11 protein-coding genes are annotated in these 13,852 nt (G+C 71.9%); 4 read left to right on the top strand and 7 right to left on the bottom strand.

The window, feature by feature from the left end:
* Positions 1-67: 67 nt before the first annotated feature.
* Positions 68-472, bottom strand: coding sequence for a hypothetical protein (locus ACWFR1_RS12480; RefSeq protein WP_453549672.1), 405 nt, complete (start codon positions 470-472; stop codon positions 68-70).
* A gap of 431 nt (positions 473-903) precedes the next feature.
* Between ACWFR1_RS12480 and ACWFR1_RS12485 the strand changes: the two genes are divergently transcribed.
* Complete coding sequence (locus tag ACWFR1_RS12485) at positions 904-2,061, top strand: RNA-guided endonuclease InsQ/TnpB family protein (RefSeq protein ID WP_453549674.1); 1,158 nt, start codon at positions 904-906, stop codon at positions 2,059-2,061.
* Between the two features lie 73 nt (positions 2,062-2,134).
* Here the strand turns inward: ACWFR1_RS12485 and ACWFR1_RS12490 are convergent, their stop codons facing one another.
* A complete protein-coding gene (locus tag ACWFR1_RS12490; RefSeq protein ID WP_453549677.1) occupies positions 2,135-3,001 on the bottom strand; it encodes a hypothetical protein in 867 nt (288 codons plus the stop codon).
* Positions 3,002-3,083: 82 nt separating this feature from the next.
* On the opposite strand from ACWFR1_RS12490, the gene ACWFR1_RS12495 reads away from it, so the two are divergent.
* Entirely contained in the window at positions 3,084-3,866 is a 783-nt protein-coding gene (locus ACWFR1_RS12495; protein WP_453549678.1) for an SDR family oxidoreductase, read from the top strand.
* 219 nt (positions 3,867-4,085) lie between these two features.
* Positions 4,086-5,654, top strand: a complete 1,569-nt coding sequence (locus tag ACWFR1_RS12500) for a sodium:solute symporter family protein (protein ID WP_453549681.1) — start codon at positions 4,086-4,088, stop codon at positions 5,652-5,654.
* 44 nt (positions 5,655-5,698) lie between these two features.
* On the opposite strand, the gene ACWFR1_RS12505 is transcribed toward ACWFR1_RS12500, so the two are convergent.
* Positions 5,699-6,817: an ADP-ribosylglycohydrolase family protein gene (locus ACWFR1_RS12505; protein WP_453549683.1), complete on the bottom strand. Its 1,119-nt coding sequence runs from the start codon at positions 6,815-6,817 to the stop codon at positions 5,699-5,701.
* A gap of 165 nt (positions 6,818-6,982) precedes the next feature.
* On the opposite strand from ACWFR1_RS12505, the gene ACWFR1_RS12510 reads away from it, so the two are divergent.
* On the top strand, positions 6,983-8,086 hold the full coding sequence (locus tag ACWFR1_RS12510; RefSeq protein WP_453549685.1) for a tyrosine-protein phosphatase: 1,104 nt from the start codon (positions 6,983-6,985) through the stop codon (positions 8,084-8,086).
* 12 nt (positions 8,087-8,098) lie between these two features.
* Here the strand turns inward: ACWFR1_RS12510 and ACWFR1_RS12515 are convergent, their stop codons facing one another.
* The 4 genes from ACWFR1_RS12515 to ACWFR1_RS12530 form a co-directional block, all read right to left on the bottom strand.
* A complete protein-coding gene (locus ACWFR1_RS12515) occupies positions 8,099-9,463 on the bottom strand; it encodes a TerD family protein (protein ID WP_453549687.1) in 1,365 nt (454 codons plus the stop codon).
* Between the two features lie 15 nt (positions 9,464-9,478).
* Positions 9,479-12,061: a bifunctional FO biosynthesis protein CofGH gene (locus ACWFR1_RS12520; RefSeq protein ID WP_453549689.1), complete on the bottom strand. Its 2,583-nt coding sequence runs from the start codon at positions 12,059-12,061 to the stop codon at positions 9,479-9,481.
* An 83-nt stretch (positions 12,062-12,144) separates the two neighbouring features.
* Complete coding sequence (locus tag ACWFR1_RS12525; RefSeq protein ID WP_453549692.1) at positions 12,145-12,978, bottom strand: LLM class F420-dependent oxidoreductase; 834 nt, start codon at positions 12,976-12,978, stop codon at positions 12,145-12,147.
* Between the two features lie 125 nt (positions 12,979-13,103).
* A complete protein-coding gene (locus ACWFR1_RS12530; RefSeq protein ID WP_453549694.1) occupies positions 13,104-13,757 on the bottom strand; it encodes a hypothetical protein in 654 nt (217 codons plus the stop codon).
* Positions 13,758-13,852: the final 95 nt, after the last annotated feature.

The raw sequence follows: 13,852 nt of genomic DNA on the forward strand, positions 1-13,852 counted from the left end.
TGGTAGACGCGGCCCTGGCCCGACGCCCTGCCCCGCACTGCGGGCTCGGTGTCCCGCTCGGACCCGTTCACCGCTCGGTGATGTGCTGGTCGCGGCCAGCCTGGTAGACACGGCCGGTGCCCGACACCTCGGCCCTCAGCTGTACGGTCCCGGCACCGGTCTCCTGTGTCCGGGGATCCAGTTCACCGAGGACCCGGCGCAACTCGTCGGCGACCTCGGGCTGCTCGCGAAGGAGACGCCGTAGCCGGCCCACCCATTCCTCTCGGAGCTCCTGCTCGGTCAGGTCGTCCCCGTCCTCCCTGGCCGCCAGCAGGTCGTCCCGGGTCGCCTCGAGTTCCCCTTCCACGCCGTCGGCTCGGGCAGGACTGACGCGCTGCCACAGCGCCACGACCCCGTCTCTCGTCCGCTCCCAGGCGTCCGTGGCCATGAGTGTGACCACGGCGGTGCCTGCGACCCGCGCGAGCTCAACCATCTGTGCTTCCATCAACGCCCCCATGACCAGCCGATGCAGCGACCGTTGTTCCGGCCGAACATCCACCATATGTGGGGCCCTTGAGGCTGTCAGGGGAAGCTCCCCCACTGACCCGGGTGCGGAGCGGCTTGGCCAGGGGCTCGTTCAGGGGCTCGGCCTTTCCCCCGCGTGGGCGTCCAGCGCAGGTGTTCAGGCCGCGAAGTACGACGGCGACCAGACGCGTGCGCCCCATAGGTACGTGCGGATGTGGGCGGGGAATGCGCGCATGACCTCCTCGCTGCGGCGCAGGATCTCATCCGTGAATGGCCCACGCTGGTATTTGGGCGTGAAGACCAAGTGAGCGTGGAGGGTGTAGACGACCGTACGACCCCTGCGGGTATTTGGGGTCGACCTTCGGCATGGTGACATAGCGTAATGATACGATCACGGATGTGAAGATCGTGAGGCGGGTCAAACTGATGCCGGAGGCCGACCAGGCCGCCGCGCTTCTCGCGACCCTGCGTACGGTCAACGATGCCGCGTGCTGGGTATCCAGTGTGGCGTTCGAGCGCGGTGTCCCGCGTGAGTACGAGCTGCGCAAGCACACCTACGCGGAGCTGAAGGCGCGCGGACTGGGGGCGCAGGCTGCCCAGCACGTCATCAAGAAGACGCGTGACGCCTACACCGCGCTCGCGGCGAACATTCGCGCCGGGAACCTGGGCGAACCGGGGTCGAAACGTAGGGTCAAGGCGGAGTCGAAGCCGGTCGCGTTCCGACCCGAGGCCGCGCAGCCGTATGACGACCGGTGCTTGTCCTGGCAGTACGAAGCCGGAACGGTGTCGATCTGGACGACGGCCGGTCGGCTCAGAAGCGTCCCCTTCGCATGCTCCCCGGACGCCCTCACGATGCTCCGCGAGCATCGCAGGGGCGAGTCCGACCTGATCGAACGCGACGGCGTGTTCTACCTGATCGCCGTCTGCGATGTCCCCGAGGCCGAGCAGTACGAGCCCGGCAGGTTCATCGGTGTCGACCTCGGGATCGTCAACATCGCCACCACCTCCACCGGCTACCGGGCTGCCGGGCGGGGCCTGAACCGGCACCGGAAGCGACAGCTCGAACTACGGAAGAAGCTCCAGGCCAAGGGCACCAAGTCCGCGAAGCGCCTTCTCAAGAAGCGCTTCCGCAAGGAGGCCCGACACACCGCCAACGTCAACCACATTGTCTCCAAGGCCATCGTCACCACCGCTGAACGCACCGGCTCCGGTCTCGCCCTGGAAGACCTCACGGGCATCCGAAGCCGGGTACGGCTCCGTAAGGACCAGCGGACCTCTGTGCACTCGTGGAGCTTCCACCAGCTCGCCTCCTTCGTGGAGTACAAGGCGAAGCGGGCCGGCGTCCCGCTGGTGTACGTCGATCCGGCGTACACCAGTCAGCAATGCTCCGGGTGCGGTTACATCGACCGGCGCAACCGCCAGTCACAAGCGACGTTCGCCTGCCGGTCCTGCGGGGCCCTCATGCACGCGGACGACAACGCGTCCCACAACATCGGCCACAAGGGCGAGACGGTGTGGGCTGCGGGGCGTGAGTCACGCGCCCCTGCCACCCCATAGGGGTGTCTGGACGGAGGAGCCAACCCAGCAGCCAGTTGGACGCTACCTCCAAGCCCGGCCCTTCAGGGCCGGGTCAAGTTGACCGCAGCTCGTCCACGTACCGGTCCGTGCCCGGCACCGTCGGGATGAACGGTGCTACGAGCTCCACGCGGCCTCCGGCTCCCCCGAGGGTCTCCAGGTCCGCGAAGTGCTCCGCCCAGCACTCCCTCGGGTCCCGCTCCAGGAACCACAGCAGGGTCAGGCGGGTGTCGACGCCCTCGACCTGCTTCACGTACGTCATCCGGTCGCCGGGCAGCGGGGTCGGACGGAAGACCGTCACCATCGCCGCCGGTGAGCCGGCGAGCCGCCGGGGCAGCTCCCGGGTGCGGAGCCGGTCGAGGAGCGCGGACCGCGCCTCGGGGCCCTCGGTGTCGACGACCTGGAGGATCAGGCCCGCGTAGGGGTGGTCGAGGGCGTGGAAGTCGCGCGGGCCGCCCGCCCCGTCGCGGTACACGGTCGCCTCGTGGTCCTGGAAGGCCGTGAAGACGTGCGTGCGGTCCTGGTGGACGCGGGCGTCGGTGTTGAGCCGCTTGTTGATGGCGACGGTCCACTTCATGTGCTCGTCGTAGCGGCCCTCGGTGATCCAGTACGTGGAGAGGTAGCAGCCCGCGGTGACGGGCTGGGCGACGGCGGACTTCTCCGGGCGGCGCAGCTCCTGGAGCTCGCGGGTGGCGACCCAGCGGCGGCCCGCGTACATCCAGGGCATGGCCATGGCGCCGGCGATGTAGTGGTCGTCCTCGTACCAGCGGTTGTACGCGTACTCGTGGCCCGGGTGCGGTTCGACCATGGTGATCAGGGCGTGGCCGGGGCGCACGCCGTACGGGCCGACGGATGCCAGTTCCGCGTACGTCGCGCTCGTCGCGCCCGTGGTGGTGCCGTTCCCCTCGCTCGTCTCGCTCACTCGCGTATCCCTTCCCAAGTCGGTGACGGAGACCTACCCTGACGGACCGTCAGATACTTCGCCAGGGTCGAGGAGGGTCCGGATGCTGCTCCAGGGGAAGACGGTCGTCGTGTCGGGGGTCGGGGCCGGGCTCGGCCATCGGATCGCCGAGACGGTGGTGCGGGACGGCGGCAACGCGGTCCTCGGCGCGCGCACGGAGGCGAACCTCGCCAAGTCCGCCGCCGAGATCGACCCGGAGGGCGGCCGTACGGCGTACCGGGCCACGGACATCACCGACGAGGCGCAGTGCGAGGCGCTCGCCGCGCTCGCCGTCGAGCGCTTCGGCCGGGTCGACGCGGTCGTCCATGTCGCCGCCTGGGACTCCTACTTCGGCGGTCTCGAGGACGCCGACTTCGCGACCTGGCAGGCCGTACTGGACGTCAACCTGCTGGGCACGCTGCGGATGACCCGCGCCTGCCTGCCGGCGCTCAAGGAGCGCGGCGGCTCGGTGGTCCTGATCGGTACGCAGTCGGCGATCGCCGCCCCCTCGCAGGTGCGGCAGGCGGCGTACGCGGCCTCGAAGGGGGCGCTGACCTCGGCGATGTACTCGCTCGCGCACGAGCTCGGGCCGCACCGGATCCGGGTCAACACCGTGCTGCCGGGGTGGATGTGGGGGCCGCCGGTGCAGGCGTACGTGCGGTTCGCCGCGGACTCCGAGGGGGTGCCGGAGGCGGAGGTCCTGGCCCGGCTCACCGAGCGGATGGCGCTGCCGGAGCTGGCGACGGACGGGGACGTGGCGGAGGCCGCGGCCTTCCTCGCCTCGGACCGGGCGCGGGCCGTCACGGGCCAGTCGTTGCTGGTCAACGCCGGGGAGCTGATGCGCTGACGCCGACCGACGGCTCCTTCGGAGCCCCACCGGAGCCCCAACGGAGCCCCACCGGAGCGCCTCAGGAGCCCTCTCCGCAAATTCATAGATGTGAACAGGAGTCAGTAAACAGAACGATTTTACTGTCCCTTGACCCTCCATTGCATTGTCCCCGCCTCGCAACTCGCCACACCATGAACGGCGTTCACAAGGCGGACCGGACCCCTTGGAGGGGGCTCAATGAACAGTCTCGACTGGGCCGTGCTCATCGGCTACTTCGGCGTGATGGTCGCGATCGGCGTCTGGTCCCACAAGCGCGTGGACAACGTCTCCGACTTCTTCACCGCCGGCGGGAAGATGCCCTGGTGGCTCTCCGGCATCTCGCACCACATGTCGGGCTACAGCGCTGTGATGTTCACCGGGTACGCGGGCATCGCGTACACCTACGGCGTCACCTCGTACGTCACCTGGTCCTTCCCCATCGCCATCGGCATCGCGATCGGCGCCCACCTCTTCGCGCCCCGCCTCAACCGGCTCCGCTCCCGGCTCCACGTCGCCTCCCCGCTGGAGTACCTGAAGAACCGGTACAACCTCCCCACCCAGCAGGCACTCGCCTGGTCGGGCGTCCTGCTGAAGATCGTCGACGTCGGCGCCAAGTGGGCCGCCATCGCCACCCTCCTCTCCGTCTTCACCGGCGTCTCCCTCAACCAGGGCATCCTCATCACCGGCGTCATCACCGGCGTCTACTGCACCGTCGGCGGCCTCTGGGCCGACGCGCTCACCGAACTCGGCCAGTTCGTCATCCAGCTCTTCGCCGGCATCGCCATGCTCGTCGCGGTCCTCGCCGAGCTCGGCGGCGTCAGCGCGCTCTGGGACGTCTGGGACCGCCCCGAGCTCCAGGGCCACACGGCACCCACCGCCGGCCCGTACACGCTGACCTTCCTCCTCGCGTACCTCTTCATCAAGACCTTCGAGTACAGCGGCGGCATGTGGAACCAGGCCCAGCGCTACATGGCCACCCCCAACGCCCGTGAGGCCACGCGCTCCGGCCGGCTCTCCGCCGTCCTGTGGTTCGTCTGGCCGCTCGTCCTCTTCTTCCCCATGTGGGTCGCGCCGCTGCTCGTCGACCCGAAGAAGCCCGACGCCTCCGACAGCTACGCCCTGATGACCGAGCAGCTCCTCCCGCACGGACTGCTCGGCCTGGTCGTCGTCGGCTTCTTCTCGCACACGATGGCCATGTGCTCCTCCGACGCCAACGCCATCGCGGCCGTCTTCACCCGGGACATCGCCCCCGTCCTCAGCAAGGCCGCGCGCAGCTGGACGCAGCGTGCCGGGCTGATCGCCGCGCGCTGGTCGACGATCGCCTTCCTCGCCCTGTCGATGGCGGTCGCCACCCAGGTCAACTCCCCCACCTTCAAGGACATCATCACCGTCGTCATCAAGTGGGTGGCCGGGCTGATGGGCCCGATCGCCATCCCGTTCATGCTGGGTCTGCTGAAGACCTTCCGGAAGTCGGGACCGACGGCGGCCCTCGTCTCCTGGGCGGCCGGGCTCTTCGTCTTCTGGCTCACCAACTACGGCCTCGACGGCGTCGAGCTCCAGATCCAGATCGTCTCGCCGCTCGCCACATCCCTCGTCCTGTACGTCCTCATCGGCTTCGTCAGGCCGGAGGACACCCCGGAGCGGGACGCGCTCCTGCACCGGATCGGCACGGACCCGGACGGGGACGGGGACGGGAGCGACGGCGCCGCAGCCGCCGTACCCGCGCAGGGCGGGCCCGGACGTGCCGCCGATCAGCCCCTGGGGTAGCCACCGGTCGACGTCACCCCCTGGCCAGTCGCGGCAGCCGCCCCTCAGCCCCTCGGGTAGCGCGCCAGCCAGCCCGGGGAGGCCTCGGTCGGGGTGTGCAGGGCGGCGCCCTGGGTCATCTCCATCGAGAAGTCGTCGGCCAGTTCGAGGACCGTCGCACGGCCCTCCAGTTCGGCCAGCCAGGCCGGCGGGAGGGCCGTCTCGCCGTGCAGGGTGCCGAGCAGCGCGCCGGTGAGCGCGCCCGTGACCGACGAGGGCCCATCGTGGTTCACGGCCAGCCGCAGTCCGTGCCGGACGTCCTCGCCGACAAGGGCGCAGTAGACGGCCGCCGCCAGCTGCCCCTCGGCGCGGTCCTCGTCCGCCCCGAGACCGGCCACCCGCTCCGCGTCCGGCACCCCTTCCCGTACGGCTCCGAGGGCCCCGGTCAGGGCCTCGGTGACCGGCTCGTGGCCGGGGCGCTGCGCGACCTGCTCCACGGCCCGGGCCACCGCCGCCTCGACGGAGCCGCCGCGCGCGAGCCCGTGCACCGTGACGGCCAGGGCGCCCGCCGCGAGGGTGGCCTCCGGGGCGCCGTGCGACTGCGCCGCGCACTCCACCGCGAGCTGGCAGACGAGCTGCGGCTCCCAGCCGACGAGGAGCCCGAAGGGGGCCGAGCGGACGAGCGCGCCGGAGTCGGCCGCCCGCGGGTTCTTGGGCTTGTCGAGGGTGCCGAGGAGTTCGTCGCCGAAGCCGGTGAGGCAGGCGCGGGGCGGGTTGCGGCGGGCGTAGAGCCACTCCTCGCGGGCGAGCCAGCCGTTGTCCTTGCGGCGCTCGTCGGGGCCCCAGTCGCGCTGGGTCGCGGCCCAGCGGAGGTGGGCCCGGTGGACGTCGGTCGGCGGGTGCCAGGCGCCGGTGTCGCGGCGGACCTGCGCGCGGATGAGGCCGTCGACGGTGAACAGGCTCATCTGGGTGGCGGCGGTGACGGCGCCGCGCCGGCCGAACGCGGGCGCGGGCTCGGTCAGTCCGTCAGGTCCGTGGGCCTCGCGGGTCTCCGCGAGGGTGAGGCCCTCGGCCCCCGCCCCGAGCGCGTCGCCGACCGCCCCGCCGAGCAGACAGCCCCGTACGCGGGCCCGGAAGTCCTGCTGTTCGGCACGGCCCCACACGGCTGCGGCTGTCGTGGCCACGGCGTGCCCTCCCCCGGTCGGCGGTTCGCTGACGGTTCCTCGCCGCACTGTAATCGACCGGGTACGCGCGTTCAGGGCGCGGAACGTTATGTGATCCGACGCCCTTCAGTCCACTTTTGACCGCAGTTCATCCGAGGTTCGGTTGCGGCTTGAACCATCCGCGACATGAACCCCGTGACACGAGTCAACACTCTCTCGGCCGCGGCCCTCTCGGCCGCGGCCCTCGCCGCCGCGCTGCTCGCCGGCCTCACCGCGCCCGCCGCCTCCGCGCACCCGCACTCCGCCGGCTCCGCGCACTCCCGGTCGGACCACCGGGTCCCCTTCACCGCCGCGACCGTCACCGAGAACGCCGGCGGCACCTACACCGTCACGTGGTCCGCCCCCGGCACCCACGGCGTCACGATCCGCACCGACGGCCGCACGGCCGCCCGCGGCGGCGCCACCGGCTCGGTCACCGTCTCCGGCCTGGCCGCCGCCGACCGCCGCTGGTTCGACCTCGTCCCCGACCGCGGCACCCCGCTGCACCTCGCCGACCGGCTGATACGTCTCCAGGGCACGGTCAACCTCCGTGACGCGGGCGGCTACCGGACCCGCGACGGCCAGTGGGTGCGGATGGGCGAGGTCTACCGCTCCGACTCCCTGGAGAAGCTCACCGACGCCGACCTCGCCAAGCTGAGGCGCCTCGGCGTCCGGACCGTCTTCGACCTGCGCATGGAGTCCGAGCGGACCACCGCCCCCGACCGCGTCCCGGTCGGCGCGACGCACGTCGTCGCCGACGTCCTCGCGGGCAGCGGCACCTTCACCTCGATGCCGAAGAGCCCCGCCGAGGCCGAGGCGATGATGATCGAGGGCAACACCTTCATGGTGAGCGGCGGCACCGCCCGTACCGCGTACACCACCGTCTTCGACGGCATCGCCGACGACGACCGCCGGGGCGTCCTCTTCCACTGCACCGCCGGCAAGGACCGCACCGGCTGGTCGAACGCGGCCCTGCTCACCGCCCTCGGCGTCCCCGAGGAGACGGTCATGGCGGACTACCTCGCCAGCAACACCTACCGGGCCGCCGCCAACGAGGCGATCCTCTCCCACCTCCCGGCCCAGCAGGCCGCCGTCTACAAGCCGCTCCTCGACGTCCGCCCCGCGTACCTGAACGCGAGCTTCGCCGAGGTCGAGGAGGAGTACGGCTCCTTCCGCGCGTACCTGCGGAAGGGCCTCGGCATCGACCAGCGGGAGCTCAAGGAGCTGAAGGAGGACCTGCTGGTCGGGTAGCGCAAGACGCCTCTAGCGGCGGCGGGTCCAGAAGCTCGCGATCCTCGACGCGCCGGGCTCCATGGACCAGCCGCCGTCAGCCTCGACCACCAGCAGGCGAGGGCCCCGGGGGATCGAACCGCCGCCGCGCCCCCGGTCCCGCCTGCTGAACGAGTGCTGCCAGTGTCCGCCGCGCCGGTGGACGTTCACACCGAAGTACCCCTCCTTGTCCTCGTCGCCCCGGAACCGGAACCTGACGTCGGTCTCGTCGCCGGTGTGGGCCAGGACGTCCGGCCCGTAACCCTCCACGGGACCGTCGAAGGTACGCAGGGTCGACACCGGCCGGAGCCGGATCGTCCACGCGGCCATCCCCGGCGCGTCGACCCGCAGCCGCAGCGGCGCCTGGCCGTCGTGGTGGAAGACGCCCACCCCCCGCAGGTCCGGGAGGCCGCTGCCCAGGACCTCCCTCCAGCGGCGCCCGCGCACGGTCAGCGTGACGACCTCGACGTACCCGTCGCCCTTCCTGAACACGTCGACGACGACGAAACCCTTGGGGAGGGTGAGACCGGGATCGACGTCCTCCTTCCCGCGCCCCGAGAACTCGACGGCCGGGAACTCCGGCCCCATCTCCGCGGGCAGGTCGTTGCACCGCGCCAGGGGCACACCGAGCGACGGCACGGAGAGCGGCGCGGGACCGTGCCCGTACTCCTTGCCGACGGCCCCGACGGCGAGGGGCACGAAAGCGGGTGTGGGGGCGGGTGTGGGAGCCTGCGCGGGCACGGGAGCAGATACCTGCGCCGGGGCCTCCGGCACCTCCGCCTCGGCCACCTCGGCCGCCGCCTCCTCCCCCGCCTCCACCGCCGCGTCCGGCACCGCGAATCCGAAGTCCTCCGCCAGGCCCGGCAGTCCGGAGTCGTACCCCTGCCCCACCGCGCGGAACTTCCAGCCGCCGTTCCTGCGGTAGAACTCGCCCAGCAGGATCGCCGTCTCCGTCGTCGCGTCCTCGACCGCGTACAGCGCCAGCTGCTCCCCCGTGGTCGCGCTCACCGCCCGCAGGTACAGGTCCTCGACCTCACCGAACGTCGCGTCGTCGCAGGACGCCGCGACCACGATCCGCTCCACGGCCGGCTCCACGCGGCCCGGGTCGATCTCCAGCCAGTCCGCGACCGACCCGCCCTCGGCCCGGACGTTCCCCGTCAGCCGCACGCCGCTGCCGGCGTGCGCGGACTGGTTGTAGAAGACCAGGTCCTCCCGGCCCCTGACCTTGCCGTCCGCGCCGACGAGCAGCGCCGCCGCGTCCACCTCCGGCGCTCCCGGCCCGTCGGACCGGCGGACGACGGCGACCCGCATGGGCTCGCCGCTCAGCGGAAGGTTTCCCCCCTTGATGATCTGCGTCATGGACGCATCATGCACTCAGTCCTGGGCGAGCGGCAGGAGTTCCGGCAGGTGGCCGTCGGAGGCGGTCGCCGTGCGCTGACGCTCCTCCGGGACCTCCCCGTAGAGGGTCGTCCGGGGCTTCACCGGTCGGCCCGCCGCCTCCGCGATGGCCTCCAGGTCGCGGATCGACTTGTACGAGCCGTAACTCGACCCCGCCATACGGGAGATGGTCTCCTCCATCAGCGTGCCGCCCAGGTCGTTCGCGCCCGAGCGGAGCATCTCGGCGGCGCCCTCCGTGCCCAGCTTCACCCAGCTGGTCTGGATGTTGGGGATGTGCGGGTGGAGGAGCAGCCGGGCCATGGCGATGACCGCGCGGTTGTCGCGGGCGGTCGGGCCGGGGCGGGCGATGCCCGCGAGGTAGACGGGCGCGTTGGTGTGGATGAAGGGCAGGGTCACGAACTCGGTGAAACCGCCCGTCTCCTGCTGGATGCGGGAGAGCGTCCGGAAGTGGCCGAGCCAGTGGCGGGGCTGGTCCACGTGCCCGTACATCATCGTGGACGACGAGCGGATGCCCAGCTCGTGCGCCGTCGTGATCACCTCGATCCACGTCGCCGTGGGCAGCTTGCCCTTGGTGAGGACCCAGCGGACCTCGTCGTCGAGGATCTCGGCGGCGGTGCCGGGGATCGAGTCGAGGCCGGCCTCCTTCGCCGCCGTCAGCCACTCCCGGATCGAAAGCCCGGTGCGGGTCGCGCCGTTGACGACCTCCATCGGGGAGAAGGCGTGCACGTGCATGCCGGGGACGCGCTCCTTCACCGCGCGCGCGATGTCGAAGTAGGCCGTGCCGGGCAGGTCGGGGTGGATGCCGCCCTGCATGCAGACCTCGACGGCGCCGACCTCCCAGGCCTGCTGGGCGCGGTCCGCGACCTGGTCGAGGGAGAGGGTGTACGCGTCGGCGTCGGTGCGCCGCTGGGCGAAGGCGCAGAAACGGCAGCCGGTGTAGCAGACGTTGGTGAAGTTGATGTTCCGCGTGACGATGTACGTCACGTCGTCGCCGACCGCCGCGCGCCGGACGTCGTCCGCGATCCGGGTGAGCGCGTCGAGCGCGGGCCCGTCGGCGTGCAGCAGGGCGAGCGCCTGGGCGTCGGTGAGCCTCGTCGGGTCGTCGGCGGCGACGGCGAGGGCCTCGCGGACGTCGGTGTCGATGCGCTCGGGGACCATGCCGGGGGCGGCGGCCTCGCGGAGCGCCTCCCAGTCGCCGTACACCTCGTCGAAGTCGTCGCGCCGGTCGTGCGTGCGGCCCGTGGTGTCGATGGTGCGGTGCAGGTCGGTGCGGCCGGTGGCGGTGAAGGCCTCGTCGGGCTCCTGCCAGGGCAGGCCGCGCACCGGCGCGTCGGGGTCGGCGAGGCCGGTCTCGGGATCGGCGAGGGCGCGGACGTGCGGGAGGAGCCGGGGGTCGAGCCAGGGCTCGCCGCGCTGGATGAACTCCGGGTAGACGCAGAGGCGTTCGCGCAGCTCGAAGCCGGCGGCGGCGGACCGCTCGGCGAGCTCCTCGATCCTGGGCCAGGGCCGCTCGGGGTTGACGTGGTCGATGGTGATCGGCGAGACGCCGCCCCAGTCGTCGATGCCTGCGGCGATGAGCCGCTCGTACTCGGAGTCGACGAGGTTGGGCGGGGCCTGGAGGCAGGCGGAGGGTCCCATGATGAGCCGTGCGACGGCGACGGTGGCCACGAGATCGTCCAGCTCGGCGTCGGGCATCCCGCGCATCGCCGTGTCCGGCTTGGCGCGGAAGTTCTGGATGATCAGTTCCTGGATCGAGTGGTAGGCGCGGGCCACGCGCCGCAGCGCGAACAGCGACTCGGCTCGCTCCTCGACGGTCTCGCCGATGCCGAGGAGCAGTCCGCTCGTGAACGGCACGGAGGACCGTCCCGCGTCCTCCAGGACCCGCAGCCGCACGGCGGGGTCCTTGTCGGGCGATCCGTAGTGGGGTCCGCCGGGCTCGCTCCACAGCCGGGTCGCCGTCGTCTCCAGCATCATGCCCATGGACGGCGCGACGGGCTTGAGCCGCTGGAAGTCGGTCCAGGACAGCACCCCGGGGTTGAGGTGCGGAAGCAGCCCCGTCTCCTCCAGGATGCGGATCGCCATGGCCCGTACGTACGCGAGGGTGTCGTCGTAGCCGTGCGCGTCGAGCCACTCGCGTGCCTCGGGCCACCGGTCCTCGGGCTTGTCGCCGAGGGTGATCAGGGCCTCCTTGCAGCCCATCTCGGCCCCGCGCCGGGCGATGTCGAGGACCTCGTCCGGCGACATGAACATCCCGTGGCCGTCGCGGCGCAGCTTGCCGGGCACGGTGACGAAGGTGCAGTAGTGGCACTTGTCCCGGCAGAGTCTGGTGAGCGGTATGAACACGCTCTTCGAGTACGTGATGACCCCGGGCCGCCCGGCGGCCTCGAGCCCGGCGTCCCGCACCCGCCCGGCGGACGCGACGAGATCCGCCAGGTCCTCCCCGCGCGCCCGCAACAGCACGGCGGCCTCGGTGACATCGAGCGCGACCCCGTCCCTGGCCCGCTTGAGTGCGCGACGCATGGCGTTCTCGGTGGGACGTGCTGCCTGGTGATCCGTCATGAACCGAGCATACGAGCGGGCGGGACGGGGCGGCTTCGGGTCCCCGCAGGAAGAAGGACCCTCCCGCCCGTGGAGGCCGCCGCTCAGAGGAACCGCGCGTACTCGTCGAGGACCCTCATGACCTCGGTCTCGTCGCCCGGCGGCAGCTGGAGGACGGCCTCGGCGCAGCCCAGCCCTTCGAAGTGCGCGAACTTGCCGGCGTTCGGGAGGACCGCGTACGGGACCACCTGGAGGGCCTTCGGGTCGCGGCCCGCGGCCTCCCAGACCTCGCGCAGGACCGGGAGCGAATCCGTCAGACCCCGGCCGCCGATCGGCATCCAGCCGTCCGCCTCGGCGGCGATCCGCGCGAACAGCTTCGGGCCCGCCGCGCCGCCCAGCAGGATGCGGGGCGCACCGCCGCGCGCCGGCTTGGGCCAGGCCTGCGAGGCGCGGACGGAGCGGCCGAACTCCCCTTCGTATGCCGTGGGTTCCGGGGCCCACAGGGCCCGCATCAGGGCCAGCCGGTCATGGGTGAGGTCCCGGCGCGTGGACCAGTCGACGCCGTGGTCGGCGGCCTCCTCGCGGTTCCAGCCGTAGCCGACACCGAGGGTGAAGCGGCCCCCGGAGAGGTGGTCGAGGGTCGCGATCTGCTTGGCGAGGGCGATCGCGTCGTGCTCGGCGACCAGCGTGACGCCGGTGCCGAGTCCGAGCCGTTCGGTGACGGCGGCGGCCTGGCCGAGCGCCACGAAGGGGTCGAGGATGCGGCCGTACTCGCGGGGCAGTTCGCCGCCCTGCGGGTAGGGCGTGGTCCGCTCGACGGGGATGTGCGTGTGCTCGGGGAGGTACAGCCCGGCGAAGCCGCGCTCCTCCAACGCGCGCGCGAGGCGCACGGGGGTGATGGTCTCGTCGGTCAGGAAGATCGTGGTCGAGATCCGCATAGCGGCACGGTAGGGGGTGGGGGACGGATTTCCGAGGGGTACGACACGGGTGTCCGTCAGTTGCGGTCAGGGGGATGGGTGCCCGTCAGTCCCGGTCCCGTGACGGGCTCACGGGTGTCAGCCCGTCAGTCCCGGGACGGGTCCATCGCCCGCTGTTCCCCCGCCAGGTCTCCGTACCCGCCGTGCTCCCAGACCTTCTCGCGGAAGCGCTGGAGGGTGAGCGGGGCCCGGTCCTCGCCGGGGACGTCCGCGAAGTGGACCGTGGCGCAGCGGTGGCAGTACCAGCCGTGCGCCCAGAGTTCCTCGGCGCGGTGGCGCCTGCGCGTCAGGCGGGTGAAGGCCGCCCGGCGCCGCAGCAGCACGGTGAACACGAGGACGGCGGCGAGCAGCGCGAGCGCCGAGATCCAGCCGAGGAACTCGTAGGCCGGCGGCTCGGCAGCCACTTCCTGCGGCAGCCCGTGCCAGCCGTTCAACTCCGGTGGCTCGTGCGCGGGCTCGTCCCTGAACCACTTGCCGGCGAGGGCCCCGCCCAGGAAGGTGCCGAAGGAGACGGCCCCGGCGAGGACGCCCAGGCAGCCGATCGCGTACGACGGCGGCTGCGGCACCGGCGCGAGCGCGTCGGAGAGTCCGGTGGTCACCGTCCGCGTCACGGTCCGCATGTCCCCGTCCCGGTCCCGCTCCCGGCTGGTGACCGCGTCCCGGCCCGCGAGGTACACGGCGGGCACGGCCTGCACCCGGTCGTCACGCCCGCATCCCGGGCAGGTGTGCGTCCTGCTCATGGCTCCCCCTTGTTCCACGTCTGCCCGGAGTGACGGGATCATGCCACGTCCGGTTCCCCGTACCGTCCGATATTCGAAGGCGGCCACCTGCCCCG

The organism is Streptomyces sp. NPDC055103 (assembly GCF_053607625.1).